At 55.7% G+C, this 26,632-nt stretch carries 32 protein-coding genes; 12 read left to right on the top strand and 20 right to left on the bottom strand.

Features of this window, described 5'->3' with window-relative positions; translation table 11 throughout:
• The first annotated feature begins 126 nt into the window (after positions 1–126).
• From FEE96_RS02470 to phbB, 3 genes are all read left to right on the top strand, one after another.
• Positions 127–966 carry an EAL domain-containing protein gene (locus FEE96_RS02470; protein ID WP_138161402.1) on the top strand — a complete coding sequence of 280 codons (840 nt, stop codon included), beginning with the start codon at positions 127–129 and terminating at the stop codon, positions 964–966.
• Positions 967–1,203: 237 nt separating this feature from the next.
• Positions 1,204–2,382, top strand: a complete 1,179-nt coding sequence (locus tag FEE96_RS02465; RefSeq protein ID WP_138161401.1) for an acetyl-CoA C-acetyltransferase — start codon at positions 1,204–1,206, stop codon at positions 2,380–2,382.
• A gap of 275 nt (positions 2,383–2,657) precedes the next feature.
• Positions 2,658–3,380 carry an acetoacetyl-CoA reductase gene (gene phbB / locus FEE96_RS02460; protein WP_138161400.1) on the top strand — a complete coding sequence of 241 codons (723 nt, stop codon included), beginning with the start codon at positions 2,658–2,660 and terminating at the stop codon, positions 3,378–3,380.
• A gap of 129 nt (positions 3,381–3,509) precedes the next feature.
• Here the strand turns inward: phbB and FEE96_RS23385 are convergent, their stop codons facing one another.
• Complete coding sequence (locus FEE96_RS23385; protein WP_171021586.1) at positions 3,510–3,656, bottom strand: hypothetical protein; 147 nt, start codon at positions 3,654–3,656, stop codon at positions 3,510–3,512.
• Positions 3,657–3,767: 111 nt separating this feature from the next.
• Here FEE96_RS23385 and FEE96_RS02455 point away from each other — a divergent pair, with 111 nt between their 5' ends.
• Together FEE96_RS02455 and yddG are read left to right on the top strand one after the other, a co-directional pair.
• Positions 3,768–4,715: a transcriptional regulator GcvA gene (locus tag FEE96_RS02455; protein ID WP_138161399.1), complete on the top strand. Its 948-nt coding sequence runs from the start codon at positions 3,768–3,770 to the stop codon at positions 4,713–4,715.
• Positions 4,712–5,611 (top strand): aromatic amino acid exporter YddG, encoded by a 900-nt coding sequence (gene yddG / locus FEE96_RS02450; RefSeq protein ID WP_138161398.1) that lies wholly within the window; start codon positions 4,712–4,714, stop codon positions 5,609–5,611. The genes FEE96_RS02455 and yddG overlap by 4 nt, the downstream gene beginning before the upstream one ends.
• 53 nt (positions 5,612–5,664) lie before the next feature.
• On the opposite strand, the gene FEE96_RS02445 is transcribed toward yddG, so the two are convergent.
• The 3 genes from FEE96_RS02445 to FEE96_RS02435 form a co-directional block, all read right to left on the bottom strand.
• Positions 5,665–5,841 carry a YdcH family protein gene (locus tag FEE96_RS02445; protein ID WP_138161397.1) on the bottom strand — a complete coding sequence of 59 codons (177 nt, stop codon included), beginning with the start codon at positions 5,839–5,841 and terminating at the stop codon, positions 5,665–5,667.
• Between the two features lie 152 nt (positions 5,842–5,993).
• Positions 5,994–6,767 carry a tRNA1(Val) (adenine(37)-N6)-methyltransferase gene (locus FEE96_RS02440; RefSeq protein WP_138161396.1) on the bottom strand — a complete coding sequence of 258 codons (774 nt, stop codon included), beginning with the start codon at positions 6,765–6,767 and terminating at the stop codon, positions 5,994–5,996.
• Complete coding sequence (locus FEE96_RS02435) at positions 6,764–6,979, bottom strand: putative signal transducing protein (RefSeq protein ID WP_138161395.1); 216 nt, start codon at positions 6,977–6,979, stop codon at positions 6,764–6,766. Before FEE96_RS02435 ends, FEE96_RS02440 begins: the two co-directional genes overlap by 4 nt.
• A 57-nt stretch (positions 6,980–7,036) precedes the next feature.
• Here FEE96_RS02435 and FEE96_RS02430 point away from each other — a divergent pair, with 57 nt between their 5' ends.
• Together FEE96_RS02430 and FEE96_RS02425 are read left to right on the top strand one after the other, a co-directional pair.
• Positions 7,037–8,035 carry a polyprenyl synthetase family protein gene (locus tag FEE96_RS02430; protein WP_138161658.1) on the top strand — a complete coding sequence of 333 codons (999 nt, stop codon included), beginning with the start codon at positions 7,037–7,039 and terminating at the stop codon, positions 8,033–8,035.
• 93 nt (positions 8,036–8,128) lie between these two features.
• A complete protein-coding gene (locus FEE96_RS02425) occupies positions 8,129–8,890 on the top strand; it encodes a pentapeptide repeat-containing protein (protein ID WP_138161394.1) in 762 nt (253 codons plus the stop codon).
• An 8-nt stretch (positions 8,891–8,898) separates the two neighbouring features.
• Here the strand turns inward: FEE96_RS02425 and FEE96_RS02420 are convergent, their stop codons facing one another.
• The 5 genes from FEE96_RS02420 to soxR all read right to left on the bottom strand — a co-directional run bounded on the left by FEE96_RS02420 (position 8,899) and on the right by soxR (position 14,305).
• Positions 8,899–9,720 (bottom strand): 4-(cytidine 5'-diphospho)-2-C-methyl-D-erythritol kinase, encoded by an 822-nt coding sequence (locus FEE96_RS02420; RefSeq protein ID WP_138161393.1) that lies wholly within the window; start codon positions 9,718–9,720, stop codon positions 8,899–8,901.
• Positions 9,710–11,383, bottom strand: coding sequence for a tetratricopeptide repeat protein (locus tag FEE96_RS02415; RefSeq protein ID WP_138161657.1), 1,674 nt, complete (start codon positions 11,381–11,383; stop codon positions 9,710–9,712). The genes FEE96_RS02420 and FEE96_RS02415 overlap by 11 nt, the downstream gene beginning before the upstream one ends.
• Positions 11,384–11,610: 227 nt before the next feature.
• Positions 11,611–12,027, bottom strand: a complete 417-nt coding sequence (locus tag FEE96_RS02410; RefSeq protein ID WP_138161392.1) for a DUF1493 family protein — start codon at positions 12,025–12,027, stop codon at positions 11,611–11,613.
• Positions 12,028–12,031: 4 nt separating this feature from the next.
• On the bottom strand, positions 12,032–13,681 hold the full coding sequence (locus tag FEE96_RS02405; protein ID WP_138161391.1) for an electron transfer flavoprotein-ubiquinone oxidoreductase: 1,650 nt from the start codon (positions 13,679–13,681) through the stop codon (positions 12,032–12,034).
• A gap of 156 nt (positions 13,682–13,837) precedes the next feature.
• Positions 13,838–14,305: a redox-sensitive transcriptional activator SoxR gene (soxR, locus tag FEE96_RS02400; RefSeq protein WP_138161390.1), complete on the bottom strand. Its 468-nt coding sequence runs from the start codon at positions 14,303–14,305 to the stop codon at positions 13,838–13,840.
• 108 nt (positions 14,306–14,413) lie between these two features.
• On the opposite strand from soxR, the gene FEE96_RS02395 reads away from it, so the two are divergent.
• From FEE96_RS02395 to FEE96_RS02385, 3 genes are all read left to right on the top strand, one after another.
• Positions 14,414–14,800, top strand: coding sequence for a VOC family protein (locus tag FEE96_RS02395; RefSeq protein ID WP_138161389.1), 387 nt, complete (start codon positions 14,414–14,416; stop codon positions 14,798–14,800).
• A gap of 197 nt (positions 14,801–14,997) precedes the next feature.
• Positions 14,998–15,468, top strand: coding sequence for a transcription elongation factor GreA (gene greA, locus FEE96_RS02390; protein ID WP_138161388.1), 471 nt, complete (start codon positions 14,998–15,000; stop codon positions 15,466–15,468).
• 29 nt (positions 15,469–15,497) lie between these two features.
• A complete protein-coding gene (locus FEE96_RS02385; protein WP_138161387.1) occupies positions 15,498–16,517 on the top strand; it encodes a hypothetical protein in 1,020 nt (339 codons plus the stop codon).
• A 75-nt stretch (positions 16,518–16,592) separates the two neighbouring features.
• On the opposite strand, the gene FEE96_RS02380 is transcribed toward FEE96_RS02385, so the two are convergent.
• The 5 genes from FEE96_RS02380 to FEE96_RS02360 form a co-directional block, all read right to left on the bottom strand.
• Complete coding sequence (locus FEE96_RS02380) at positions 16,593–17,846, bottom strand: molybdenum cofactor synthesis domain-containing protein (protein WP_138161386.1); 1,254 nt, start codon at positions 17,844–17,846, stop codon at positions 16,593–16,595.
• Complete coding sequence (mobB, locus tag FEE96_RS02375; protein ID WP_138161385.1) at positions 17,843–18,352, bottom strand: molybdopterin-guanine dinucleotide biosynthesis protein B; 510 nt, start codon at positions 18,350–18,352, stop codon at positions 17,843–17,845. Before mobB ends, FEE96_RS02380 begins: the two co-directional genes overlap by 4 nt.
• A complete protein-coding gene (gene mobA / locus FEE96_RS02370; protein ID WP_138161384.1) occupies positions 18,349–18,969 on the bottom strand; it encodes a molybdenum cofactor guanylyltransferase MobA in 621 nt (206 codons plus the stop codon). The genes mobB and mobA overlap by 4 nt, the downstream gene beginning before the upstream one ends.
• Complete coding sequence (locus FEE96_RS02365; RefSeq protein ID WP_138161383.1) at positions 18,966–19,523, bottom strand: YcxB family protein; 558 nt, start codon at positions 19,521–19,523, stop codon at positions 18,966–18,968. Before FEE96_RS02365 ends, mobA begins: the two co-directional genes overlap by 4 nt.
• Before the next feature lie 127 nt (positions 19,524–19,650).
• Positions 19,651–20,532 (bottom strand): formate dehydrogenase accessory sulfurtransferase FdhD, encoded by an 882-nt coding sequence (locus tag FEE96_RS02360; protein WP_246079246.1) that lies wholly within the window; start codon positions 20,530–20,532, stop codon positions 19,651–19,653.
• 56 nt (positions 20,533–20,588) lie between these two features.
• Here FEE96_RS02360 and FEE96_RS02355 point away from each other — a divergent pair, with 56 nt between their 5' ends.
• Both FEE96_RS02355 and FEE96_RS02350 read left to right on the top strand, forming a co-directional pair.
• A complete protein-coding gene (locus FEE96_RS02355; protein ID WP_138161381.1) occupies positions 20,589–21,317 on the top strand; it encodes an AzlC family ABC transporter permease in 729 nt (242 codons plus the stop codon).
• Complete coding sequence (locus tag FEE96_RS02350; RefSeq protein WP_138161380.1) at positions 21,314–21,646, top strand: AzlD domain-containing protein; 333 nt, start codon at positions 21,314–21,316, stop codon at positions 21,644–21,646. The genes FEE96_RS02355 and FEE96_RS02350 overlap by 4 nt, the downstream gene beginning before the upstream one ends.
• Before the next feature lie 94 nt (positions 21,647–21,740).
• Here the strand turns inward: FEE96_RS02350 and FEE96_RS02345 are convergent, their stop codons facing one another.
• The 6 genes from FEE96_RS02345 to FEE96_RS02320 form a co-directional block, all read right to left on the bottom strand.
• On the bottom strand, positions 21,741–22,361 hold the full coding sequence (locus FEE96_RS02345; protein WP_138161379.1) for a hypothetical protein: 621 nt from the start codon (positions 22,359–22,361) through the stop codon (positions 21,741–21,743).
• A gap of 15 nt (positions 22,362–22,376) precedes the next feature.
• The gene (locus tag FEE96_RS02340) at positions 22,377–22,511 is read right to left on the bottom strand and encodes an aa3-type cytochrome c oxidase subunit IV (protein WP_138161378.1); all 135 of its coding nucleotides are present in this window, start codon (positions 22,509–22,511) and stop codon (positions 22,377–22,379) included.
• A gap of 96 nt (positions 22,512–22,607) precedes the next feature.
• Positions 22,608–23,162: a hypothetical protein gene (locus FEE96_RS02335; protein ID WP_246079244.1), complete on the bottom strand. Its 555-nt coding sequence runs from the start codon at positions 23,160–23,162 to the stop codon at positions 22,608–22,610.
• Complete coding sequence (locus FEE96_RS02330) at positions 23,149–24,993, bottom strand: glycerophosphodiester phosphodiesterase family protein (protein ID WP_138161377.1); 1,845 nt, start codon at positions 24,991–24,993, stop codon at positions 23,149–23,151. The genes FEE96_RS02335 and FEE96_RS02330 overlap by 14 nt, the downstream gene beginning before the upstream one ends.
• A gap of 114 nt (positions 24,994–25,107) precedes the next feature.
• Positions 25,108–25,560, bottom strand: coding sequence for a DUF6173 family protein (locus FEE96_RS02325; RefSeq protein WP_138161376.1), 453 nt, complete (start codon positions 25,558–25,560; stop codon positions 25,108–25,110).
• Between the two features lie 24 nt (positions 25,561–25,584).
• Positions 25,585–26,631 carry an MBL fold metallo-hydrolase gene (locus FEE96_RS02320; protein WP_138161375.1) on the bottom strand — a complete coding sequence of 349 codons (1,047 nt, stop codon included), beginning with the start codon at positions 26,629–26,631 and terminating at the stop codon, positions 25,585–25,587.
• Between the last annotated feature and the right edge of the window lies 1 nt (position 26,632).

Raw genomic sequence — 26,632 nt, 5'->3', positions numbered from 1 at the left:
TCTGCACGGGGCTGGCCTGTTATTTTCCATAAAATGCCGTTTTTAATCACCGCTTTACCCTTTTAGAGGAACCTGTTCATCAACGCACAACGCAATCCGACTCGGATGAAGGATGAGGGCCAGAAGGTGAAAAAGGGGCAAAAATTCAAGGCAGAGATGCCCGAAGGGGCTGACAATCCACTCAATGCAGCTGTTGTCAGTCGCGATCATTCGACACTCGATATTGTGGCAGAAGCGATCAAGCACAACCAAACAATGCTCGCTTACCAACCAGTTATGCAAGCACTGCCCCCACTTGGCGCAGCCTTTTATGAAGGCTACATTCGGGTATTGGATTCTACAGGTAGGGTCATTCCTGCACGCGAATTCATGCCTGTGGTCGAAGACAAGGAACTTGGCCGGGTCCTGGATTGTCTGGCACTGGAACATGGGTTCAAAGCTTTACGCCACAATCCAAATATCCGCGTATCTATAAACATGTCTGCCCGATCAATCGGTTATGGTCGCTGGATGCGTGTTGTTGATCGGATGTTGAAGAAAGATTCCACACTGGGTGAACGGTTGGTGCTGGAAATCTCTGAAGCCTCAGCCATGGCCGCACCTGAACTGGTGATCGATTTCATGGACCGGATGCAGGAACATGGCATTGCCTTTGCGCTCGACAATTTTGGGGCGGGCACCTCGATTATCAAACACTTCCGTGAGTTCTTCTTTGACGCGGTCAAGATCGACGGCCAGTTCATTCGTGGGATTCACGCCAATCACGACAATCAAGCGGTGACACGGGCACTGGTCGGTGTGGCCAAACAATTCGACATGCTGATTGTGGCAGAATCGGTCGAAAGCGCCGCCGACGCTGAATTCCTGGTGTCAATCGGTGTCGATTGCCTACAAGGCTATCTATACGGTGCCCCATCGGTAAGCCCCCCTTGGATCGAAGAGCTAAAACAGCGCACCCGCGCCTAGCCCAAGCACTCCAACAGTTACGTAATAATACCCAGATCCCCCGGAACTGGGTATTTTTTGCTTGCAGCAATTGACACAGATGCCCCGTCTGAGACACCCTGCCCATTGCTGCACCTGCAGCAATTCGTAATTTTACATCCTGCAAGGGAGGGGAATGCCAGATGCTGCGGCTGCAAAAACAACGCCCGGCGCCATACCATTCCCCACAGCACAATTAATGGCAGAGGACCCATATCAATGACCAATGTTGTAATCGCATCCGCCGCGCGTACCGCCGTCGGCAGCTTCGGCGGAGCCTTCGCCGACACTCCGGCCCACGATCTGGGCTCGACCGTTCTGCAGGCCGTTGTCGAGCGCGCCGGTATCGAAGCCGGCGAAGTTTCCGAAACTATTCTGGGTCAAGTTCTGACTGCAGCTCAGGGTCAAAACCCTGCCCGTCAGGCCCATGTCAACGCCGGTCTGCCAATTGAATCCGCCGCTTGGAGCCTTAACCAAGTTTGTGGTTCAGGCCTTCGCGCCGTAGCACTGGGTGCTCAGCACATCATGTTGGGCGACGCCGACATCGTTGCTGCCGGTGGCCAGGAAAACATGACACTGTCGCCACATGCCGCACATCTGCGTGCCGGTCACAAAATGGGCGATATGAAATACATCGACACCATGATCCGCGACGGGTTGTGGGATGCGTTCAATGGCTACCACATGGGCCAAACCGCTGAAAACGTTGCCAACAAGTACGAAATCTCGCGCGACGAGCAGGATATTTTTGCAGTTGCCTCACAAAACAAAGCCGAAGCCGCACAGAAGGCTGGCAAGTTCGCCGACGAGATCGCTGCGTTCACCGTCAAAACCCGTAAGGGTGACATCATTGTCGACAGTGACGAATACATCCGTCATGGTGCCACCATCGAAGCGATGCAAAAACTGCGCCCTGCCTTTGTTCGCGATGGCGGTTCGGTCACAGCTGCCAACGCATCCGGCCTGAACGATGGTGCTGCGGCGACCCTGCTGATGTCAGCCGACAACGCTGAAAAGCGCGGCATCACCCCACTGGCCCGCATTGCATCTTACGCAACCGTTGGTCTGGACCCGTCGATCATGGGTGTTGGCCCGGTTTATGCATCCCGTAAAGCCCTGGACAAAGCTGGCTGGAGCGCCAGCGATCTTGATCTGGTTGAAGCCAACGAAGCCTTTGCCGCACAGGCCTGTGCCGTAAACAAAGAAATGGGTTGGGACCCGGAAATCGTCAACGTCAACGGTGGCGCCATCGCGATCGGCCACCCCATTGGGGCTTCTGGTTGTCGAGTGCTGAACACCTTGCTGTTTGAAATGCAGCGACGCGATGCCAAAAAAGGGCTGGCTACCCTGTGTATCGGCGGCGGTATGGGTGTAGCGATGTGCGTCGAACGCCCATAAGCGTTAAAATTCAACTCGGTATCAGGGGCGTCCATCGGGCGCCCTTTTTCTTTGCACCACACAATTCATTGCAGAATTTGCGGGCGGAATACCGCTTAACAAGTTCTCCTTAGGTTTTTTCACAACTTGCGGCTAAGCTTTTCATGCCCATGTCATAGTCAGTATGCGACAATTTATGCGGCACTGCGGCAATTTTCTTGCGCAATAATATTGCGCATACGATACTAAAACTGTAGCAAGATTACCAAGTAAAATATTACCAGAGGATTCTCCATATGGCACGAACAGCTCTCGTCACCGGTGGCTCGCGCGGAATCGGCGCAGCAATCTCCAAGGCCCTTAAGGCCGAAGGCTATAATGTCGCCGCGACCTATGCCGGTAATGACGAAGCCGCATCGGTGTTTACCGAAGAAACCGGCATCAAAACTTACAAATGGAATGTCGCCGATTACGAGGCCAGCAAAGCAGGTATTGCGCAGGTCGAGGCTGATCTGGGCCCAGTAGATATCGTGGTTGCCAATGCTGGCATCACCCGCGACGCCCCGTTCCACAAGATGACACCGGAACAGTGGCATCAGGTTGTCGACACAAACCTGACCGGTGTGTTCAACACGGTCCACCCAATCTGGCCAGGTATGCGCGAGCGCAAGTTTGGCCGTGTCATCGTGATCAGCTCTATCAATGGGCAAAAGGGCCAGTTTGCTCAGGTCAACTATGCCGCAACCAAAGCGGGTGATCTGGGGATCGTCAAATCCCTGGCCCAAGAAGGCGCGCGTGCAGGCATCACTGCCAACGCGATCTGCCCTGGCTACATCGCCACTGAGATGGTTATGGCTGTGCCTGAGAAGGTACGCGACTCGATCATCAGCCAAATTCCTACTGGTCGCTTGGGTGAACCCGAAGAAATTGCACGCTGCGTGGCGTTTCTTGCTTCGGAAGAGTCCGGCTTTATCAACGGATCAACGATCTCAGCCAACGGCGGCCAGTTTTTCGTTTAAAGCGATCTATGACCGTTGTTGGTTTAGCAGCTTACTCACAAACAAGGGCCGGTCCAATTGGACCGGCCCTTTTCATATCCCGTAAGGACGCGCGCGCTGCGCCCAGCGGGAAATCAGGTTAAGTGGAGCTTAGCTGACAGCCCCCAGAGCCGGGACCTGTAGTGCCCGGCGCGACCGAAACACCCATTTCCAGGCGCTGCGCATCATTTGACCGCGTTCAGCATGTGCACGAGCGATGGCATCCCGGGTGGCAGCATTGGCGCTATATTCCAGCATTTCAGCTCTCCTTCGGTTCAGGTTAAATTATCTGCACCCAACATGGACTTTACTCCCAAAAGCTACAAACGAGACTTTTCATATGTTCAGTTAAGTATTACTTGTGTGAATATGTCTGAACGTCTCCCCCCCCTTACTGCGCTACGTGCCTTTGATGCTGCAGCACGCCACATGTCGTTTTCACGTGCAGCCGACGAGCTAAACGTGACCCCGGCAGCACTTTCTTTTCAGATCAAATCGCTAGAGGAACATCTCGGGCAACCGTTGTTCCACCGATTAAACCGGGCGGTTGAACTGACCGAAGCTGGTAAAGCACTGGCGCCAGGCGCATCAGAAGGCTTTCAAACTCTGGCCGCCGCATGGACTGCGACACGCCGCCTGCAAGACAATACCAACTTGACCGTGACAGCAGGCCCGGCCTTGACCGCAAAATGGTTTGCGCCCCGCCTGTATGAATTTGCCCGCGCCCATCCAGAAATTGATCTACGATTTTCCGCAACGCTGCGCATGGTGGACCTGACACGTGATGATGTTGACGTGGCGATCCGGTTTGGCGACGGCGAGGATAAAGACCTATATAGCGTCCCGGTTCGCAATGAATGGCTGACCCCCGCAATGTCGCCGGAACTGGCAGCGACATTTCCCACCCCAGAGAGCCTGAAAGAGGCTCCACTTATCTTCGACGATTCGATCAGCTTTCTGCGACCTTGCTGCGATTGGCCAACTTGGTTTCGGGCAGTGGGCATTGATCACACACCCGTGCACGGCACGCATTTTTCAAATGCCGATCACGCCGTTGACGCCGCCATCGCAGGAGCGGGCGTGGTTTTGGGACGTCGCGCGATGATCGTCAAAGATCTGGCCGAGGGTCGGCTTGTCGCGCCATTCAAAACAGCCATCGAAACAAACGGACGGTTCCGGTTCCTGTGCCTGCCCGGTGCCGAGACGCGTCCGAAAGTAGCTGCGTTCCGTGATTGGTTTCTTGCCGAAATCGATAAAACGGCCCATATCTCGGATGAGTTCAGCATCATCCCTGTCGAGGATATCCCCCCTGTATGACCAGATCCAAGGCTACCGCTGTAGGCTTCATCGCAGTATTGCTATGGGCTCTGTTGGCCCTGCTAACCGTTGGATCAGCCCCGACGCCGCCGCTTTTATTGAACGCGATCTGTTTTAGTGTTGGCGGTACTTTGGGGTTAATTTGGACTGCCGCCAGTGGCAAACTGGGGCAGCTGCGCAAAGTGTCATGGAAGATCTATGTCTTTGGCACCGTTGGGCTGTTTGGCTATCATGCCCTTTATTTCTCGGCCTTGCGGCTCGCCCCCGCAGCCGAGGCTGGGTTGATCGCCTATCTGTGGCCCTTGCTGATTGTTCTTATGTCAGGACTGCTGCCCGGCGAGACCCTTCGGCGCGGACACTTAATCGGTGCAGGGCTCGGATTTGCAGGGGCGGCAACCATCATCGCTGGCGGTGGCACAGGGTTTCAGGTGCAATACCTGCCCGGATATGGGTTGGCTCTCCTGTGTGCGCTGGCCTGGTCTGGGTATTCGGTTATTTCAAGGCTAGTGGGAAGCGCTCCAACAAGTTCGGTCGCCGTGTTCTGCGTTGCCACAGCTGTCGCATCCTGGGGGTTGCACTTTGCTCTCGAAGACACAGTCTGGCCCGTGGGGGCCTTGGGTTGGACTTCAACGCTGCTGCTGGGACTGGGCCCCGTAGGGTTGGCGTTTTATGTTTGGGACATTGGAGTCAAACAAGGCGATATTCAGATGCTGGGCACCAGTTCATACAGCGCACCTTTGTTATCAACTTTGGTTCTGGTTTTAGCCGGGATAGCAGCCCCATCCTGGGGGTTGGCTTTGGCGGCAGCCCTGATCACCGCGGGCGCGGTAATTGCTGCAAGATCCAGTGCAACGACGTCACGACGCGATGCATCCAACACGTCGGGCAAGGGATAGCGGTGTCGATTTACCGGATTGGGCGGGGCCAAACGGCCCCTACCCGCGTCTCGTCAGGTCAGTTCGACTTGTGACAGGCGTTCGATCTCTTCCTTGAGTTTCAGCTTCTGCTTTTTCATCTCGGCAATTTCGAGCCCGTCCGTGCTGGGTGCGCGTTGCGCAACATCCACTTCATCACTCAGGTGCTCGTGCTTCTTTTTCAGTTCAACCAGATGCGAGCTGATGCTCATGGCAATCCTCCTTAAGAGCTAAGTTTGCCAGACAAGTGGACCACAAGATTAGACATCTGTCACGCTGCAGACGCATTCATTTGTCATGAAACTGTTGCTTTCGGCCAGTTTATGCCTGTCGCCCAACCCGAATTGGCAAAGGGACGCCCAGCTTACCGCAACCTCGGCCAATCCAGCGCAGCCCCCTTGCGCAGGATGTTCGCTATACAGGGTCGATAGCTATCCCCATCCGCCTCGTGACGGTCGCCCTCATGCAGGATCAGCGGTGCATGTAAGCGAAACGCTGCCCGACCAGCCTTTCGTGCACGCAGAATAAGCAATTCGGGCGCGCGCCCGACCCGTGCGGCAAGTGGTAGCACCTCGATCGAACCCAATCGGCTATTGCAGGCCATCAACATCTCAGGCAGTCGATCAACACGCTGAATCATGTGCAGGAATCCCTGTGGGGCCAGACGCTTTGCGGCAACTTCAATCCATTGCGCCAAGGGAGTCTGCTCTCCCAGGGCGGTGGCCCGTCCCAAATTCGCCGATGAACTATGGGCGCCGCGCGCATAATAGGGAGGATTGGCAAGAACATGATCAAACTGGCGCTGACGCAGATCATCAGGCAGCCCAGCCAAATCGCCCTCCACCACCTTGATCGCTATTTTGTTTTCAGTGCCATTGCGACGAGCCAGTTGGGCGTAGCTGGATTGCAGTTCAACGCCGGTAAGATCGACCCCAGGAACACGCGCCCCAAGACACAACAAGACCTGCCCCCCACCACAGCCCAGTTCAAGAATACGCTGCCCACTACGCGCCGGAACGCTTGCTGCTAGCAACACCGGGTCGACACCTGCACGGTATCCGTCTTTGGGTTGCCACAAACGCAACTGGCCCCCAAGGAAGTCGTTGCAGCTTAGTGCGCTATCGTCAAATTCACTCATCGTCCCAATGGGATTTCATTGTCAAGCATCACCCGCTCGGCGGCCGCATGATCGTCAACACGCACCATCAGACGGCGTGGAAAAATACCAATGCCACCTTCAAGGATGCTCATATTTACGTCCACCTGAAAGCAGTCTATATCCTCCCCCTGAAGAAGGGCGGAGGCAAAGGCCATGATGGTCGGGTCGGTGCTACGCAGAAGTTCCTTCATAAGATGGGATCTAAGGGCAAGCTTGGTAAAATGTCGAGCCTTGCAATCGGGAATATGATGAACCAGAGCATGGCACAAAAGCCGCACGAACAATTGGCGGCCACCCTGAGCGATGAAATGGATGCAGTGAATACACTGATCCGCACCCGGATGACCTCCAAACACGCCCCGCGCATCCCTGAGGTTACGGCGCATTTGGTTGAGGCGGGCGGCAAGCGGTTGCGGCCGATGCTGACGCTGGCCGCGGCCAAAATGTGTGGCTACGACGGTGAGCACCACTTGAAGCTGGCTGCCACGGTTGAGTTCATTCACACGGCAACCCTACTGCATGACGATGTCGTGGATGAAAGCGGCCAACGTCGGGGCCGCCCCACTGCCAACCTTCTGTGGGACAACAAATCATCGGTTCTGGTCGGCGACTACCTGTTCTCTCGCAGTTTCCAGCTGATGGTCGAAACCGGTTCGCTGCAGGTTCTTGATATTCTGGCCAACGCCTCAGCTACTATTGCTGAAGGTGAAGTGCTGCAGATGACTGCGGCCCAGGACTTGAAGACGGGTGAAGACATCTATCTGCAAGTTGTACGCGGCAAAACTGCGGCTCTGTTCTCAGCTGCCACCGAAGTAGGCGGGGTGATTGCCGGGGCTGATGATGCGCAGGTCAAGGCCCTGTTTAATTACGGTGACGCGCTGGGAATTGCATTTCAAATTGCAGATGACCTGCTGGACTATCAAGGCGATGCCAAGGCCACCGGTAAAAACGTCGGTGATGATTTCCGCGAACGCAAGCTGACATTGCCGGTGATCAAAGCTGTTGCACAGGCCACTGATGAAGAGCGTGAATTCTGGAAACGTACCATCGAGAAGGGCCGCCAGGAAGACGGCGATTTGGAGCACGCCCTAGAACTGATGGATAAGTACGGAACTTTGGCGGCAACGCGGGATGATGCCAATGGCTGGGCCAACAAGGCCAAAGACGCGCTGAGCGTTTTGCCAGAGCACCCCATTCGGCAGATGCTGAACGATCTGGCGGATTATGTAGTTGCGCGGCTAAACTGAGTGGGCTTACAGGGGGCTCTGCCCCCTCTTGACCCTATGGGTCAATTCACCCCTTGAAGTATTTTTGACAAAAAGAAGCGTGGGGTTTGGGTTTTGAATACGTCGCTTCGAGACAGGATTGAACGTGAGAGTGGGTGTTCCGGACAGGACCTGTCCGGCTTTGACTTTGAGTGGGTCGATGGCGAGGATGAACTGTCGTTTCATGACTGCACCATTCGTGAAACCCGGATCAAGGGGGATACCTTGATCGCCAGCAGCTGGAGCAACTGCAAGTTTATCAACTGTGAATTCAACGGCGCAAATCTGAGAGATGCCCGGTTTGAGGGCTCAGTGTTCTTTGAGGGGGCGACCACCAGCGCCACTGCATTTCGCTATTGCGATATGGGGCGGGCGAAGTTTACCAGCTGCAACATGGCGCTGGTCAAGATAAACGGCTGCGAAGGCTATGATCTGTCGTTTGACGACTGCCAGATGCGGGGTTTGGACATTGAGAACACCAAGTTTGTGCAGACGGCGGGCAAGCGGAAGTTTGGAACCGTGCGGTTTAAAACCTGCCAATTGGCGGATGCCATATTTGATAAACTGGACCTGACCGCCTGCACGTTTGACGACTGCGATCTGTCCTACGCCACGTTTCAGCGGTCACGACTGGTCAATGCGGTAATGCGCGGCTGCAATCTGCTTGGCATTGAGGTAACAGACGCGAATTTTGCCGGAGCTGATCTGCGCGGGAGTGACCTAGATGGGTTCCAACTGTCAGATCTGAACAGCCACGCCGGCATGATGGTCTCTGCGGGACAGCAACATCATTTGCTGGGTAGCCTTGGCATTGACGTGTCGCCGGATGGCAGTTGAGCTGATCATTAGCTCAACTCGGTTGCGACGCACCACCATTCGGGGTTCGCGGATCCGATTTCATAAGCAGCATGATGGGCCGCTTTCATTGTGGGATATAGCGCAAAACAGGTTGCCCCAGATCCCGACATACGCGCAAGCATCACGTTTCCTGTGCAGTTTAAATCTGCCAACACTTGGTCAATCTGACGCGCAATCGCAGCGGCGGGAATCTGCAAATCGTTTCGTTGCTCGGACAACCAGCCTGCAACGTCCGCAGGGGTGGGAAAATCAGGGATGTGCGACGGCATTGGCGGATTGTCACGCCATGCCATTGCAGAGAAAACACCGCCAGTTGGGACGTGAACACCGGGGTTGACCAAGACTGCGGGTAGTTTTGGCAGCTCAACCGGGCTGATCTGCTCGCCGATCCCCTGCATCCGCACCGCCCGTGCAGCCATACAAACTGGGATATCGGCCCCCAGCGAAATCAGGAACTCTTTCGCAACAGGCAAACCCTGTGCGGAAAGAGCCCGTAGGACTGCAGCAGCATCAGACGATCCGCCACCAATGCCAGCCCCATGAGGTAATGCTTTGTCCAAACATATCCGACCGGACCAGCCTGCGCCTTCGGCCGCCTTCCAGACCAGATTTCGCCGGTCAGTTGGAACGCCCTGTGCAAATTCACCGATCACCTCGATCGATAGGTCATCTTGCGGCGACATCACAATCTGATCCCCAACATCCGCAAAGGCCACCAGACTATCGAGCAGATGATACCCATCATCCCGCTGGCCGGTCACATGCAGTGTCAGATTGATCTTGGCCGGCGCAAATGCCTTAACCGTCATTGGCCAGTTTCAATGGCTCTTCGCCTTCTTCAACCAGAACCTCATCCAGACCAATTTCTAGCTTACGGCGGATGCGGTCAGGATCAGCTTCGCTGTCCGTGTCTTCGGGATCAACAAAGGACAGCGCCCGCTTCCACTGAAACTCCGCCTCAAGGTAACGGCCCACAGCCCAGAACACATCGCCAAGATGGTCGTTGACCACAGCATCTACCGGCATCAGCTCAACCGCCTGCTCCATATGGCCTACGGCCTCATCGTAGCGGCCCAGACGATACAGCACCCAGCCGAGTGAATCGACGATATAACCAGACTCGGGTCGGGCGGCGACGGCACGTTCAATCATATCAAGCGCCTCGTCCAACTTGATCTGCTTTTCAACCAGCGAGTAGCCCAGATAGTTCAACACTTCGGGACGACCCGGGTTTAGCACCAATGCTGCACGAAAATCTGCTTCTGCCCGGTCCCATTGATCCAACCGCTCCAGACTGATGCCACGTGCATAAAGCAGAAACCAATTGGCGGCGTTGTGCTCATCCAAATAGGTCATCGCACTGTCATAGGCAGTCACCGCAGCCGCATAGTTTTCCTGTTGCCGCTGCAGATCTCCCAGTGCGGAATAAACGGTTGGCTGAGCTGGGAATTCACGGATCAGCTGTTCCAGAACCTCGATCGCAGCTTCAGGTTTGGCAGCCCGGCGCAGCGCCTCGGCACGGCCCATTTCGGCGGCATGATAATCAGGGTGGCCGACCGGCACTTGTTTATAAGTGGCAACCGACAATTCATAGCGCCCTAAATTGTCCAGCAGATCAGCGCTTAAAAGCACTGAATCCACGTGGGTCGGGCTCAGCACGCTGGCCATGCGGGCGTAAATTAAGACGTATTCATCCGCCGCTTCACCGCTGAGCGCGGAGGCCACCGTATAGAACACTTCGGCAATGCCGTCCGTGACTGTGGGGGCATGAGTAAAGGGCAGAGTTTCGTCCGCGGTAAGACGGTCAAAGAGATTGGACAGCCCCGGATCCAACTGCGTACCAAAAGCATTCTCTAATGTGGCCAGCGCTTGTTCGTTACGCCCCAGCTGCGAGAGGATTTGCACCCGAGCCAACGCAGCACGGCGCGTTATCAGTGTCAGCCGACCATCGTTGGCAGCAAACATTGCTTCTGCCGCTTCATAGTCCCCAACTGACGCCAGTGCCAACGCGCGGTGGTACTGCGCAAACATCCGCAGCCCCTCGTCTTCGCCAACGCTGTCAAACTGTGCCAGCGCCTCGGGGACCGAGCCAGCCCCTAAAAGAGCCCAACCCAACATCAATCCGTCGACTAGTGGACCGATGCCCTGTGTCACCAAATCGCGATCCAGCAGCGCCTGATAGTCATGAGCCTGACTGAAGCCGCCAGCCATTACCATGTTGGCAACCTGGCTGCTGACATTTTCATCCCACATCCGCTGCGCGACAGGTAATGCTCGGAGTAATTCACCCAGCGCCAGTTGGGAAAACACCACGCTTTCCATCAACTCCACATTTCCCGGATCACGCACCAGTGCTCGGGTGTAATAGTCTGCTGCAGCGGAGAAATCGCTGTCAAATGTGGCAGCACGGCCCGCCAAATAGGCCCCGGCTGGTTCCTGCGAAACGGCCGGAGTCACCGGTCCAAATGCCATAGAAAGGGCCAGAGCCGCCGTTGCGGCGCGTCGGAATGGGAAAGTCACCGGATCGAATGCCTCGCTGCTATAGGTTTTTTACTAAGCTAGGCGCTCAGGACTAAGGACGCAATGGTACGAGGTGCTCCGCCGCTCCGATACACGGTTTTTTGCTGATCTTGGTAAAGTTAGATCCTTACCAGAATGCCTCAGGCCTATTTTGATCCTAAATCATCCATTACCGGAGCTCAGAGAAATGAATAAAGAACCATCAATAAGACCAACAATACCGCCGCAATACACATGGAAAACCGCGCGCCCAAGCCAGAGCGTAAAGTATGATCTGGATAGTTGAGCTGCCACCTCCCCAGTTCAGCAGCGGAGACCAACTGAGCCAAGGTAAGCGGCATGTAAGGGATCACCCTGCCGTCGACATCAACTGGTAATACGCGACGCCGATAAGGTGGCTCGTCAGCGTTGAAATGAAATTCCCATTTCAACGCTGACAGATCAACACTGAACCGCTCCATATACTTCTCAAGGAACTCAATTGCATCGGCTCCCTCCAAACCAATGGCACCAAGCAGATCACTCTGCTCGGTGCCATTGGATTTATTGCAGGAAAACTCGGCTGCCAAGGACAGTATACCTTCGCGCAGAGACATCCGGTCACATGTTCGGGTAGTTCGGCCCGTCGCCGCCCTGCGGGGTGACCCAGGTGATGTTCTGGCTGGGGTCTTTAATGTCGCATGTTTTGCAGTGCACGCAGTTCTGGAAATTCACCACAAACTCGGGCTTGCCGTCCTTTTCCACGATCTCATACACACCAGCCGGGCAATAGCGCTGCGCTGGCTCGTTGAACTTGGGCAGGTTGGTGCTGATTGGCAGGTTAGGATCAGCCAGTTGCAGGTGGCAGGGCTGGCTTTCCTCATGGTTGGTCATCGCAAAACTGACATTGGTCAGGCGGTCAAACGATAACTTCCCATCCGGCTTTGGATAGTCGATCATCTTGTGCTTGCTGGCCTCTTCAGTAGCGAGCGCGTCGTTCTTGCCGTGTTTGACGGTGCCAAAGAACGAGAAACCAAACAGGGTGTTGGTCCACATGTCCATGCCACCCAGCATCAGCGAGGCCGTCAGGCCATACTTGGACCACAGCGGTTTAACGTTACGCACCTTTTTCAGATCCTTGCCGATGACGCCCTGACGCACTTCTACCTCGTAGCCAGTCAACTCATCACCGGACCGGTCAGCCTTGATCGCGGCAAAAGCAGCCTCAGCCGCAGCCTTACCTGAGAACATGGCGTTGTGGTTGCCTTTGATGCGCGGCACGTTGACCATACCAACCGAACAGCCCAGTAGCGCCACACCGGGTGCAACCATTTTGGGCATCGACTGATAACCGCCTTCGGTGATCGCACGGGCGCCATAAGCAACGCGTTTACCGCCCTTCAGCAGCTCCGCCACCATCGGGTGATGCTTGAAGCGCTGGAATTCCATATAGGGGAAAACGTTCGGATTGCGGTAGTTCAAGTGCACAACAAAGCCGACGTAGACCTGATTGTTATCCAAATGGTAGATGAATGATCCGCCGCCCGCATTGCTGCCCAATGGCCAACCCATGGTGTGGGTAACCGAACCCTCTTTATGCTTGGCCGGATCGATCTCCCAAATTTCTTTCATGCCAAGGCCAAATTTCTGCGGCTCGTGACCGGCTTGCAGATCATACTTGGCAATGACTTCTTTCGACAGCGACCCGCGCACACCTTCACCAAGGAAGACATATTTGCCGTGCAGCTCCATACCGGGTTCATAACCGGAACCGGGGGTGCCATCCGCGTTCTTACCAAACTCGCCGGCAACAACGCCTTTGACTTCACCTTTGTCACCAAAGATCAGCTCGGAACAGGCCATGCCCGGGAAGATCTCAACACCCAGCTCTTCGGCCTGCTCTGCCATCCACCGGCAAACATTACCCATCGACACGATGTAGTTGCCGTGGTTGTTCATCAGTGGTGGCATCGGAAAATTGGGGATACGGACCTGACCAGCCTCACCCAACATGAAGAAGTTATCGTCTTTGACCGGCACCGTCAGCGGCGCGCCCTTGGCTTTCCAGTCGGGGATCAGCGCATCCAGTCCGCAAGGATCCAACACAGCGCCGGATAGGATATGCGCGCCCACCTCGGACCCTTTTTCCAGCACAACCACATCCAGATCAGCGTCCAACTGTTTCAGGCGAATGGCAGCGGACAGACCAGCAGGGCCAGCCCCAACGATCACCACATCATATTCCATCGCTTCGCGTTCAAACTCGGCCATCAGGCGCTCCTTGGCTATATTTCGCTACCGGCCCCGCTGGGCGCAACATTGTTTCGCGACTGATAAGCCATCCTTGGATGGCGAGGTCAATCCAAACTCTACGTTAGCCCCCGTAGAACAGGCTTTTAGGATCAAAAACCCGTCAATTTCCGTCACTCAAGGATCATTTTCCGTCTCAGCGCGATCCCCCATCAAATAGCGGGGGCCTTGTCCCTTTTGCGCGGCACGGTCTTTGGGGTTGTACAGCGCGCATTTTGGCAGCGATAGACAGCCGCAGCCAATGCAGCCATCCAGATTGTCGCGCAACTTCTGCAGGGTCTCAATCCGCTGATCCAAATGGCTGCGAAAGTCCTGAGATATCTGCGTCCAATCTTCGGGGGTTGGCGTGCGCCCTCCGGGCAGATCCTTCAGGAACCCCCTGATTTCGGGCAGGGAAAACCCGATCTGTTGGGCAATCATAATAAAACTAAGGCGGCGAATATCGGCCCGGTGAAAACGCCGTTGTCCACCACTGTTACGCCATGGGGTGATTAGGCCCTGCGCCTCATAGTACCGAATAGCCGACACGGCCAACCCAGTACGGTCGGCGAGGTAGCCAATTGAAACTCCGCTGAATGCCGTCATCTCTATCTCCACAAATAGTTCAAAATAAAACCTTGACCTCAAGTTAGGTTTAGAAATTACGGTGATCCGACTCAAGTCAAAAAGCAACACCTAGCAGGAGCCAAAACAATGCCAGCAACACTTGAACACACCAACTTCACCGTCGCGGATCCGGACGCCACTGCCGCATGGATGTGCGAGGTCTTTGGCTGGCATGTGCGCTGGTCAGGTGCGTCGATCGATAAGGGCCGTACGGTGCATGTGGGCAGTGACACCAACTACCTCGCGCTATACCGACCCGCCAATCCAGCCAGCCCCAAGGGCTCCAGCTACACAACCATCGGCGGGCTGAACCATGTCGCTTTGGTTGTCGAAGATCTGGATGCGTCAGAAGCAGCTGTCAAAAAGGCAGGTTTTGTCACAAGCAACCACGGTGACTACGAACCAGGCCGACGGTTCTATTTTCATGACAACGACAGGATCGAATACGAACTTGTGCAATATGACACGCCGTAAGGGGCAAAAATGAGCAGTTTTACGCTAAACAACCCGATCCAGAGGAAATGACTGCATAGTCTCGCCCCCTGCCCCTTGCATTTAGGGGGCGGTTTGGTTCAGATCGTTGTCAACTCAACCTGACGCCCCGGTGCATTCGCATCGGGGCGCAGATTTTGAATCGACACGCACTGTTATAGATATCTGGACCACGTCACATGGACAAAATTCCAATGACCCCACAGGGGTACGCCGCCATCGAAGCCGAGTTGAAGCAACTCAAGAGCGTTGAGCGGCCAGCCATTATCGAAGCCATCGCCGAGGCCCGTGAACATGGTGACCTTTCAGAAAACGCCGAATACCACTCAGCGCGCGAAAAGCATTCGTTTATTGAAGGTCGCGTCAAGGAGCTGGAAGGCGTGTTGAGTTTTGCTGATGTGATCGATCCGGCAAAACTGTCCGGCACTATCAAGTTTGGCGCAAAAGTCACGCTGGTGGACGAAGACACTGACGAAGAGAAAACTTGGCAGATTGTTGGTGAATATGAAGCGGACGTGGAACGCGGCATGTTGAACATCAAATCCCCCATCGCCCGCGCTATGATCGGCAAGGAAGAGGGCGACAGTCTCGAGGTCCGCACCCCGGGCGGTCAGAGATCCTACGAAGTTCTTAAAATCGTCTATTCCTGATCCGATAATTTGACATCGAGCCCGCACCAATGACTGGACCTCACTCAGATCAAGACGCACATCACGGTCCCAATTCAGGGCTGTATGACCAGCCGCGACGACAGACATTTACCATTGTTGAAATCGTCGCAGCGGCCCTGAGCGTTGTCTGGCTTCTTGTTGCAGGAGGTCTCTGGCTCACCGTTTCCGGCGAGACGTCAGATTTTACGGCTCTATATCGGCTGGTAGCTGCTTTTGCAGTTTCGATGCCGATTGTCATGGTTTGGGTGGCCGCAATTGCCATTCGATCCAGCAAGGTAATGCGTGACGAAAGTCAGCGGCTGCATGCTGCCATTGATGGGCTGCGCAGTGCCTATGTCGCCCAGCAACAGCAGAGCTCAGTTGTTGGCGAGCCCTCGGTCAATAAAAAGCTGGATGAAATCGCCGAAGTCACACGCAAAACCGAAACCACGCTGGCAACCTTCCATTCCAGCCGCAGTAAAACACCCCGTGCAGCGATTCCCAGCCAACCGGTCGAAGAACCTGCTGAAGATCAGGGCTTACTCGCACTGGGAACCTCGGCTGAGGACATTGCGGCGACTTTACCGATGACCGAATTCATCCGCGCTCTAAACTTCCCTGAGACAGCTGAGGATGAAGATGGCTTTGCTGCCCTTCGCCAGGCTCTGCAGGACCGCAAAACCGCGCAGGTGATCCAGGCTGCACAGGATGTACTGACCCTGCTTAGTCAGGATGGTATCTACATGGACGATCTGCGCCCGGACATGGCACGCCCCGAAATTTGGAGACACTTTGCCCAAGGCGCGCGTGGTCGCCCGGTTGCAGCGCTAGGGGGCGTGCGAGACCGTACATCACTGGCTCTGACCTCTGCGCGAATGAAGCAAGACCCCATTTTCCGGGATGCCGCACACCACTTCCTACGTCGGTTTGACCAAATGTTTTCCGAGTTTGAAACCGAGGCTTCGGACATCGAGATCTCTGCGCTGAGCGAAACCCGCACGGCCCGGGCATTCATGTTGCTAGGTCGCGTTGCCGGCACATTCGACTAAGATCAGGCAGGCCCCTCCTCACAGCTCTGCGGTGTCACACCCCACGAAGCCAAGTCTAATGACGAGCAGCCCCAGTCACATGGCAAAACTACTGTAGGGAATAAAGCGCACCCTATCGCCGGGTTGAATATGGGCCGCGTCGTCAGAGATTTCGACTAACCCCTCGGCCCAGCTAAGCCCGCTAATCCGCCCGGACCCTTCCGAGGCAAACACCTCAACTTGGTCATTTCGGATACGGGCGCGCAAGTATTCCCGCCGGCCGGGTTTCTTACGTTTTTCAAAATTAGCGGGCACCAAAAACCCTTGCGGTGCGGCCCAGCCAGCCCCCGCCATCAGGCCCATTGCCGGGCGCGCAAAAATCAAGGTGCAAACCAGCGCGGCCACCGGATTGCCTGGCAGACCAAACACAGGGGTACCTTGCCACATGCCCAATGCCAGCGGCCGTCCGGGCTTCAATGCGATGCGCCAATGCTGGACCGCACCTTTTTCAGTCAGGAGCGCCGAAACATGATCCTCGTCACCAGCAGAGGCACCGCCGCTGGTTAGGATCACATCGACCTTTGACGCGCTGCTGTTCAACCGTGCCTCAAGTGCATCGCGATTATCTTTGACCTGGCCCAGGTCTACTGCTGCGAATCCCATTTGGCGTAACAACCCAAGCAGCATTGGCCGGTTCGCGTCATAGATCTGCCCCTTGCCTGCCTCCTGCCCCACTTCGATCAACTCATCCCCGGTCGAGAGCACGCCAACGCGCAGTTGCTCCCGCACGGGCAGTTCAGACAGACCAGTGGCCGCAGCCAGGGCTAAATCAGCAGAAGTGACCACCCGCCCTTTAGAAAACACAATATCACCCGACTGCACATCTTCGCCGGCACGACGGGCATTAGCGCCTTTCTTTAGCGGTCCGTGAAACGCCACCTGAATGGCATCGCAGGTGACGTCCTCCTCCAAGATTACTGTATCCACACCACTTGGTAGGGCCGCCCCTGTAAGCACCCGAATTGCTGACCCTGCAGGCACGACACCCTCAAACGGGATCCCGGCCGCGGCGCGGCCTTCAATCAAGGGTAAAACCTGCGCCCCTTCTGGGATCGGCCCCGCAAAGCCATAGCCATCGACGGCCGAATTCGGCAGCGGTGGGTTTGAGCGCAAGGCGGTGACATCTGCTGCCAACACCCGACCCAATGCTTGATCCAGCGGCAAATTCTCAATACCGGTAATCGGTGCCAAGCGATCTCGCAGGGTCGCCAATGCCTCGTCCACGGGCGTCCAGTGCGTGCCAGCAGGCAGTGCAAAACAATCATTGCGTAAAGGTGGCGGTTTAATCATCCTTTTGCCTCATCACTGAATTCCAGATCAGTAAGAATGAAATTTGCAATCGCCGCAGTATCATTGAGATCAAACACTCTGCGATCCAAATCCAGTGGGGTGTCGCTTGCCACTGCATGGACTGTGGAATCACCGGGGGCGATCAGCGACTGGCCTGCAATTTTCCGGTGCGCTTCAATCTTGGGGTGCGCTTCACGCTTGTAACCCTCGACCAGTACCAGATCGACCGGGGACAGCCGCGCCAACAGTTCGGCTAGCGGCGGCTCCTCAGCTCCGCGCAACTCCTGCATGATCGCCACCCGCTGGCGTGAGGCCAGGATTACCTCGGATGCACCCGCTTGGCGATGCCGGTGGCTGTCGGTGCCGGGCTGGTCTACGTCAGTGGAATGATGTGCATGTTTGATGGTTGAAACCCTCAACCCGCGTGCTGTGAAATCAGAGACCAGCCGCTCCATCAGCCCGGTCTTGCCGCAGTTCTTCCATCCGGTGACGCCATAGATTTTCATGAGTGTTCTGCCAGCATGGCCTCGGCCTTTTGCAGGTCTTCGGGGCGGTTGATATTGAAAAAAGGATCGTAGTCCCAGTTGGGGAACATAGCGTCGGCCGCATTGTGGCGGCTGGTCCATTGCACCACCTTGCGTACACCATCGTTCAGCGCCACGCGCAGGTCGTCACGCAAAGCCACCGGCCAAAGACCAAAGGTCGGTTGGCGAAGAGTGCCGCGCTCGGGATCAGGTGTGGCGGCCAAGGCGATATCGGTGTCATCCATTTTGGCGGCGAGCTGCAGCACCTCGACCAGATCGGTTGGGAAAAACGGCGTGTCGGCGGCCGCGGTAACGATGTGATCAGCCCCCTGCTCGGCGGCATAGTCGAGGCCCGCCAGTACTCCGGCGAGAGGGCCAGCGAAGCCTTCGATGCTGTCGGCCACAACTGTGAGATCAAAGTCTGTAAAGCGGCCGAGATCACCGTTGGCATTTAGAGCCACCCCCGAAACTTGTGGCCGTAGGCGTTCGATGACATGGGAAAGTAAAGGCTGGTCGCCAAGCTGCAACAGCCCTTTATCACCGCCGCCCATACGGGTGGCGAGGCCTCCGGCGAGGATTATGCCGAGGGGTTTGGTCATTGGGCTATCTTTCCACTCCAGCTTTCGATTGCGCTCCATACTTCATCCGCTTGATCAGCTGAGAGTATCGATTTGGGCAGTACATAAGTGAATGCCCCTGCATAGAAGAAAAACCCCTCTGATGCGTTCACAGTTTTCTCAACCGCCGGCCAACGCACGTTCCATTCAACGTTTTCAGTACGAAGTGTGAACTTCTCTGGTGACAAGAAGAACATCGTATCGTCTTTGTATATTGGAGACTTCAACATTTGTTTGACTTGCCAAGTTCGTTTTACGTGACTCGTCAATTTCATGATTGCAATCGCCAAAAAACATCCCAACAGGGGCGCTGCAATGCCGACGACTTGCGGCGACAAATCCATTCTCTGAAGAACCAGAAAAACAAACACTATTCCGCCCGCTGCATGAAAAGCGCCTTCAAGCAGTGGCATCACAATAGTTCCAAGAGAAATTGACTTGGAAAACGCCGGGCGGGGACATTGCTTGATGGCTTTATTCATGAGCCCTGCGTCAACGGGTCCGATTAACTCAAATTCATAAACCAATTCGCTCATCTTGGGTTCTTCCAATGACATTTCAACAAAAACCCTTTTTGCCCGGCGGCAGCGCCGGGCCGCGCCTGACCTTCCCCACGGGGAGGCGCTTTGCACCTCCCCAAGGTCAGGCACTGCCCTGTATTATTCATCCCGCACTCTTCCTGCGATGTTTCTTATCCTCACCCGCTACTGTCGAAGGATCCACATCGCGTTCCAACCGTTCGTCGCCTGACAGACAGACAAACCGTTGCCCGCGCATGCGACCGATCAGGGTCAGGCCCACTTCTCGGGCGATCTCCACACCCCAAGCGGTGAACCCGGACCGAGAGGCCAGCACAGGGATGCCCATCATTGCGGTTTTAATCACCATCTCAGACGTCAAGCGCCCAGTGGTATACATGATCTTGTCCGCCGTTGGGGCGCGCTCTGACACCATCCAACCCGCGATTTTGTCCACCGCATTGTGGCGCCCCACGTCCTCCATATAAACCAGCGGGCGATCCTGATGGCACAGCACCGAGCCGTGGATGGCACCGGCCTCAAGGTACAACGACGGAGTGCGGTTGATCTTATTGGCCAATGAATAGAGCCAAGACGTTTTGACCGGGGTGGCGGGGAGTTTCACGTCCTCTAGCCCCTCCATCATGTCGCCAAACACCGTGCCCACCGCACAGCCCGAGGTGCGAGTCTTCTTCTTCAGCTTGTCCTCATACGACGTCTGAACCTCGGTACGGACCACCGCGGTTTCCAGTTCCTCGTCGTAATCCACCCCGGTGATCACATCGTCATCCCGCAGCATCCGTTGGTTGCGCAGAAAGCCAAGCGCCAGGTATTCGGGGTAGTCGCCAATGGTCATGGCAGTGACAATTTCCTGCCCGTTCAGATAGATGGTCAGCGGGCGTTCTTCGACAACTGATATCTGACTGACCTCGCCGTTGTGATCGACACCAGTGACCGCGCGGGTCAATCGGGCGTTGGAGGGATTGGGCGCAATCAAATATTCTTTTAGGTCAACACTGCTGGCCAATTGAAACTCTCCCCGTTTCGCCCTAGGTCTCGTCAAAGCCAACCTAGGATCTTGCCATGCCATTCACCACCACCAAATCGGCTTTCTGGAAAGGCTTTCGCGACAGCGCGCCGTTTATTTTGGTGTCGGGACCTTTTGGGTTGCTGTTCGGGGTGCTGGCCGCCGAAGCGGGACTAATTGTCCCCGAAGCCTTTGCCTTTTCGATGGCTGTATTTGCCGGATCGGCGCAGTTTACCGCCCTGCAACTGATGCAAGAGAACGCGCCGGTGTTCATTGTGTTGATCTCAGCCCTTGCGGTGAACCTGCGGGTGGCAATGTATTCGGCCTCGCTGACGCCCTATCTGGGTTCGGCGCCGTTGTGGCAGCGCGCGCTGGCCGCCTATCTGACGGTGGATCAGGCCTATGCCCTGTCCATTGTTCAATTCGAGAACAAACCAAAGATGACGGTACCGCAACGAATGGCCTATTTCTTTGGCACCAACGGGCTGGTCGCACCGGTGTGGATGATCGCAACAATTACCGGGGTTTTGGTGGGATCTCAGATCCCGGCAAGCTGGGGACTGGATTTTGTACTACCGCTTGCATTCCTGGCAATGATCGGGCCGATGCTGCGCACGCCTGCGCATTTGGCGGCCTGTTTCGCCGCGATTGTCACAGCGCTGTTTGCGGTGGTCCTGCCCTATAATCTGGGACTGATCGTAGCAGGCCTGGTCGGAATGATGGTGGGTGCACAGGTCGAATTTTGGCTGGAACAACGCAAAACCAAAGCGGAGGTGCCACAATGACGACCATTGATCCAACTATCCTGTGGACTGTCATTATCGGGCTTGCCATTGGCAGCTTTGGCCTGCGCTTTGCCTTTATCGGCCTGATGGCCAATCGCACCATGCCCGCCTGGCTGATGCGGCACCTGCGTTACACGGCAGTTGCCATCATCCCGGCACTGGTGGCCCCCTTGGTGGCCTGGCCCACCCCAACCGGTGGTGTGACCAGCCTGCCGCATCTGCTGGCTGCAGGGGTGACCCTGGCGGTCGGATTGCTCAGCAAAAACGTATTGGCTGCAATGGCCGGCGGTGGCGCGACGCTATTCGGGTTGTTGTACCTGTTCGGGTAAATACCCAAACGGTGCATCGAGAAGCAAAAAGGCCCCAGTGCTTAAGCATCGGGACCTTCTTGTTTGGTAAATCTAAACGACGACAGGGCAGATTCTAGCCATTCAGCACTGCATTGCCCTTGGCCAGACCTTCCTGCAGATCCTCGCTATCATTTTCATAGTACTTCTCAGTCACCACTCCAGGCAGCGAACCGAACTGATCAGATAGTTTCACCGGATAAAAGGTCACATTGATATCTTCGAGACCGGGAACTTTGCTCAGCAAAGTCGCGGTTGAATTTGCGCAGAAGACACCGGGCACACGGCCATTGGTAACAGCCAGTTGATAGGCCGTTTGAGCCTGTTCAGGCGTCACTTCAAGCGTTTGTATCACAACATGAAAGCTGCTGCGGGCATGGCCGCTGCGATAGGCTCGTTCAGCCCCGGGGGTGATGCCATACAGCACATCATCACGCTCCGGCACCCGGTCCGCATAGAATGAACCGGCGGGATCAAAGATCACCCGCTCAGACGCGTTGATCATCAGTGAGGTATGCCCACCCTGACCCGTGCGATTATTGACCATGGTATAGAGCGTCAGTGTCGCCGGACCCGGTTCACGATATGAAACCGCAGCCAGGGTTGCGTTAGTAGCATTCGGCTGTGGCTGCGATGCGCAACCGCCCAACACTGTCAACGCAACGGCCGTTGCTGCAAAACTCGAAACTAAACGCACAGGCAGTCCTCTAATTCAGGTTGCAAAGATGGCAAGAAAAACAGCCAGTACAATCATTGCCACGCAAAACCGGGTCACAAAAGTAATAAAGCCGTTATAAGTGTTCTCTTGAACCGTGATGTCCATCGAACCGTGCTGGTGGTCTGCCATGAGAGTAGTATCCTATTGCTCTATGTTTTGTGTTGAATATCGGAATTGAAAAAGCCTGTCACCACGTCATTCGGGCGCAGGGCAAAGGAATCATGATTAGTTGTCGCTCCAACACTGGTCAAAGCCATACCCCCAGCGCCAACCCAGCCCACTACACGGGCCTCCGCCGAATCGAACCGAGTAATACATACTGCCCGCCAACAAAGCGTAGACCTCTTTCACTTGCTCCTCGGCGACCCCATACCGGATTGCCAATTCAGCGTTGCGGCTTTCACCCGTAGCAATCACACAGGCCTGCAATTCTCGGTCAGCTGCCAATCGCGCATCATAGCTTTCGCTGGCGCCGCGGGCTGATCCTGCCTCATGATAGGCGCGATCATGGCTGACACAACATGGCTCAAACGGCGGCTGTTCTTTGTGATCATTGGCAAACCGCGGCCAATAAGCAGCCACACTGTGCCACGCCGCAGACAGGCCGCCACTGCAGCCATCCGTCGTAAAAGGAGCCGGAGTTTTAGCAAGTGCAACCTGGCGCATCAATGCGGCATGCGCTTTCAACTCGAGCCCACGGCCCAATTGATCCCAGTCCTGCGCTGAAACCGGGCTGGACAGCAGCACAACCGAGAACAATCCGACTCTAAGGTGAGACATCACGGTACTCCCCCGGGGTCAGATCCAACCCGAGTTCCTCGACCAGCCATAACACCATACGCTCAGGCGTGTTCAACCCGGCCCGTACCCTTAGCACCTCACGGGCCAGTCCAGGTTCATCAGTGATCAACCCATCTACCCCCATTGAGATCATCTTGGACATTTGCAGCGGATCATTCACCGTCCAAACATACAGATCTTTGCCAGCCGCATGGACAGAGCTGATCAAACCGGGGCTGGCAATTTCAGCCCTCACAGCGGCAAAATCACCATCTAGCCCAGCCAAATTCCCCACCGCGGTGGCTGCCAGAATACCCGCACGCCAGTCCGGCCGGAGGTTTTTTGCTTTCTGAACGGACTCGTATTTTAATGACATAAAGGCAATTTGATCCGCCATATCTACGGCTTCGATCAATTGTACGGTGCGCCCTTCAAGGTCGACGTCATAACCATAATGCTTAAACTCAATCAGCAGCTTGGCACGGCCTTTAACCTGCGCCAGAACCTCACTCAGCAACGGGATGCGCTCGTCGGCATAGAGCGGGTCATACCAGCTGCCAATATCGACCTCCTGCAGATCTGTCGTTGATGTAGCGTGGATCTGCAAATTGGTCTTGGCCAGCTTCATCAGATCGGCGTCATGCATCACGACAATTTGGCCATCTGCACTTTCCTGTACATCAATCTCAACCCAATCAGTGCCCTGTACCAGCGCCTCTTCGATCGCAACCGTAGTGTTTTCCGGGCGGCTGCCAGCGGCGCCACGATGTGCAATGATTTCGACCTTGTCTTCTGTCTGCACCGCATCAAACAGCGCCTGACCCAACCAGAGCGATATGCCGCCAAGCACCACCGCGATCGCGCCAGCCCCCAACACGCCAAACCGCATTCTCGTTTTGGGGCGCAGATCGTCGGGCAAAGGCGGATGCTCACCGCCAAAATGGCGGTCCAGGATTAAGGCCAAGGCGCCAAGCGCCAGTGCAGACAACACCGCATCCCCGACCAACCAGAGCAACATAATCAGAACTGCAACAAACAGCACCTGAATCATGCCCGCTCCGGCCCCAACCGGCATCCAGGCAATCATGCCACCCGCCAAAACCGCCAACGCCGCTGCCAACGCAGCGCGCATCGCAATCCAGACAACCAGTTCAATTTGCAGTTTCAAATGATGCCCGCGCATACGCTCAGTACTCATTGCAAAGCTGTTGCGCGGGGACTGACCGTCGAACAACACCAGATGCAATGCCAGCGCCCAGGCCGACAGGCGTTGCAGCAACAACAGGGCCAGCCCCACGGCAATCACACCGATCAACCCAGCTGCCAACTTGAAGGCAGGCGGGTGATAGGTCAGGTAATAGTTGATATCAAATTCGGTGAGCAACCACAGCGCCACCAGCCCGGCAGCAATTGCAAACGGGGCCGCAAGCAGCAGAATTCGCAGCAACAACAAGCCAATAAAAACGGCCAGCGGGTACAGTTTTCGAACCACCGCCACTAGGGCTATGCGCGCGGTTTGCCATTGACTGGCCTGTTCATACCGCAGCGCAGAGGCCATCACCGCAAAGGTGGCAGCTGCTGCCACCAGCACGATACTGGCAACCACCAGCGACAAGACAAACCCGATGGGAGACAGGATAAACAGCGCAATATCCTGATCGGTCAGCGCTGATTGGCTGGAAAAGGACACAGCCAGATTGACCAATGCCCCCATCAACGGCGCAATCAGGGCCAATGCTAGCAGACGCAGCGAAACATGTACGGTCAGAAACAAGCGCCAGCGCGTTCTGGCTTCAGCATAGGCTCGCAAAACAGTGGAAAATGGCTTCAAGACAAAATCTCCTGACAAAATCACCCCTATAAGACGGTGCCTTGCAATGCAGCACAAGGGTCAGGCACCGCCCGACCTAAAAGCCGGGCCGTGCACAGAGCAAGCTGGAGTGTGCTAGCTGTCGTCCAGATCCGAGGCCAGCCGGAAACCGATGCGTTTTGCTGGTGTATCGGCTGCGGGTTTTGGCAAGGCGCGTAGCATCACATTGAGCTGACTGATGTGCTGCACCAGCTGGGTTTTACTGCCCCCCCCATCAGTGCCGTAGAAGGTAATGATGTCCGGGTCAAAATACCCCATGCCTTCGATACGCAACACCCCAGCATCACCGCCGGTGAAGCCCATTGCGATCTCGTGTTCGCCGTCCAGTTGCTCTTCAAAATTCTTGATGTACAGCACCAGACGCTCATAGGCCCAGCGCGCAGGGCTTTTGGTCTCAACTGGCTTATTCAGCGCCTCGGGCACCGTGGATAGACCAGCTTTGGCCTCGGGGTCGGCGTGGACCTCGTGCAATTGCGGCAAAGCTGCAGATTCAGCAGCCTCAGCTGTGGTCATGATTTCGTCGCCCATTTGGGTCTCTCCCCTTGGGGCTTGTTACCCCTTACGCTGGTACAGCCAAGCGCCATCTTCACGCCGACTGCGGTCCAGTTTTCCAATACAATACAGGTGATTTACATGGGCCACCGCCTCGACCAAGGCAAGGCCGTATTCACCTTCACCGATTGAACGTTTGAACAAGGGTGCAAAACACTCGGCCGCAGTTTTGGGTTGATCCAGATGATCCAACAGCCGATCCAGTGCGCCGTGATGATTGTCGATCAACTGCCTCATTCGCAGTGGCAACCGCGAAAACGGCAGTTTATGACCGCCCAACGCGATGTGATCTGCCCGCGCCAGCGGTGCCAAGCGTTCACAAGCCTCTAGCCAGTCGGCCAGCGGATCCGCCATTGGTTCGGTGGCATAAACGCCGATGTTAGGACTGATCGAGGACAGGATCTGGTCGCCGGTGATCACCAGATTGTCATCACGGCTCCAGAACGTGGCGTGTTCCGGTGCATGGCCATTCCCCATGTGTACGTCCCAGTCGCGCCCGCCCATACGAAACACGTCATCCTGTTTGATCCGGGTAAAGCCCAGAGGCATTGGGTAAACCACATCTGCAAAATTGAAGGGACGGTCAGCGGCACGTTTGTCATAGATCTCGGGGTCCATGCCAGCACTGCGGTAATACTCCAGCGTTTCCTGTGGCCATTCTTCCTGTACATCCAACGTCAGCATACGGGCAAACAGCCAGGCTGTGCGTGTGGTGACCAGTTCAGCGCCGTGTTCAGACTGGAACCAGCCCGCGTTGCCAATGTGATCAGGGTGGTGATGGGTGACCACAACCCTCTTGACTGGTTTGCCATTTAGTGGCCCAGCCATCAGCTGTTCCCAGATGGCGCGGGTTTTCTTGGATGAAAACCCTGTGTCGATCACCGTCCAGCCATCGCCGTCATCCAGCGCATAGACATTCACATGATCCAGCTTCATCGGCAGTGGCAGACGCATCCACAATACGCCCTCAGCAACTTCGATGGCTTCGCCGGGTGCAGGCGGCGTTTCCCAAGGGTGACGCATAGTGACTTCGGGAACGCTTGTCATA

Source organism: Parasedimentitalea maritima, assembly GCF_005771405.1.
GTDB lineage: Bacteria > Pseudomonadota > Alphaproteobacteria > Rhodobacterales > Rhodobacteraceae > Parasedimentitalea > Parasedimentitalea maritima.
The sequence above is the reverse complement of the archived record's forward strand: the minus strand, read 5'-3'. Positions and strand labels throughout refer to the sequence as shown.

Coding starts and splice junctions, on each gene's coding strand:
- FEE96_RS02350 (WP_138161380.1), top strand. CDS start 21,314: ATGACGACCATTGATCCAACTATCCTGTGGACTGTCATTATCGGGCTT.
- FEE96_RS02325 (WP_138161376.1), bottom strand. CDS start 25,560: ATGGGCGACGAAATCATGACCACAGCTGAGGCTGCTGAATCTGCAGCT.
- FEE96_RS02320 (WP_138161375.1), bottom strand. CDS start 26,631: ATGACAAGCGTTCCCGAAGTCACTATGCGTCACCCTTGGGAAACGCCG.
- FEE96_RS02385 (WP_138161387.1), top strand. CDS start 15,498: ATGACTGGACCTCACTCAGATCAAGACGCACATCACGGTCCCAATTCA.
- phbB (WP_138161400.1), top strand. CDS start 2,658: ATGGCACGAACAGCTCTCGTCACCGGTGGCTCGCGCGGAATCGGCGCA.
- FEE96_RS02380 (WP_138161386.1), bottom strand. CDS start 17,846: ATGATTAAACCGCCACCTTTACGCAATGATTGTTTTGCACTGCCTGCT.
- FEE96_RS02410 (WP_138161392.1), bottom strand. CDS start 12,027: ATGTCTCTGCGCGAAGGTATACTGTCCTTGGCAGCCGAGTTTTCCTGC.
- FEE96_RS02365 (WP_138161383.1), bottom strand. CDS start 19,523: ATGAGCGAATTGGTTTATGAATTTGAGTTAATCGGACCCGTTGACGCA.
- soxR (WP_138161390.1), bottom strand. CDS start 14,305: ATGACGGCATTCAGCGGAGTTTCAATTGGCTACCTCGCCGACCGTACT.
- FEE96_RS02405 (WP_138161391.1), bottom strand. CDS start 13,681: ATGGCCGAGTTTGAACGCGAAGCGATGGAATATGATGTGGTGATCGTT.
- mobB (WP_138161385.1), bottom strand. CDS start 18,352: ATGAAAATCTATGGCGTCACCGGATGGAAGAACTGCGGCAAGACCGGG.
- FEE96_RS02415 (WP_138161657.1), bottom strand. CDS start 11,383: ATGGCATTTGGACCGGTGACTCCGGCCGTTTCGCAGGAACCAGCCGGG.
- FEE96_RS02445 (WP_138161397.1), bottom strand. CDS start 5,841: ATGAGCATCAGCTCGCATCTGGTTGAACTGAAAAAGAAGCACGAGCAC.
- FEE96_RS02440 (WP_138161396.1), bottom strand. CDS start 6,767: ATGAGTGAATTTGACGATAGCGCACTAAGCTGCAACGACTTCCTTGGG.
- FEE96_RS02335 (WP_246079244.1), bottom strand. CDS start 23,162: ATGTCTCACCTTAGAGTCGGATTGTTCTCGGTTGTGCTGCTGTCCAGC.
- FEE96_RS23385 (WP_171021586.1), bottom strand. CDS start 3,656: ATGCTGGAATATAGCGCCAATGCTGCCACCCGGGATGCCATCGCTCGT.
- FEE96_RS02355 (WP_138161381.1), top strand. CDS start 20,589: ATGCCATTCACCACCACCAAATCGGCTTTCTGGAAAGGCTTTCGCGAC.
- FEE96_RS02430 (WP_138161658.1), top strand. CDS start 7,037: ATGAACCAGAGCATGGCACAAAAGCCGCACGAACAATTGGCGGCCACC.
- mobA (WP_138161384.1), bottom strand. CDS start 18,969: ATGACCAAACCCCTCGGCATAATCCTCGCCGGAGGCCTCGCCACCCGT.
- yddG (WP_138161398.1), top strand. CDS start 4,712: ATGACCAGATCCAAGGCTACCGCTGTAGGCTTCATCGCAGTATTGCTA.
- FEE96_RS02465 (WP_138161401.1), top strand. CDS start 1,204: ATGACCAATGTTGTAATCGCATCCGCCGCGCGTACCGCCGTCGGCAGC.
- FEE96_RS02435 (WP_138161395.1), bottom strand. CDS start 6,979: ATGAAGGAACTTCTGCGTAGCACCGACCCGACCATCATGGCCTTTGCC.
- greA (WP_138161388.1), top strand. CDS start 14,998: ATGGACAAAATTCCAATGACCCCACAGGGGTACGCCGCCATCGAAGCC.
- FEE96_RS02455 (WP_138161399.1), top strand. CDS start 3,768: ATGTCTGAACGTCTCCCCCCCCTTACTGCGCTACGTGCCTTTGATGCT.
- FEE96_RS02395 (WP_138161389.1), top strand. CDS start 14,414: ATGCCAGCAACACTTGAACACACCAACTTCACCGTCGCGGATCCGGAC.
- FEE96_RS02420 (WP_138161393.1), bottom strand. CDS start 9,720: ATGACGGTTAAGGCATTTGCGCCGGCCAAGATCAATCTGACACTGCAT.
- FEE96_RS02340 (WP_138161378.1), bottom strand. CDS start 22,511: ATGGCAGACCACCAGCACGGTTCGATGGACATCACGGTTCAAGAGAAC.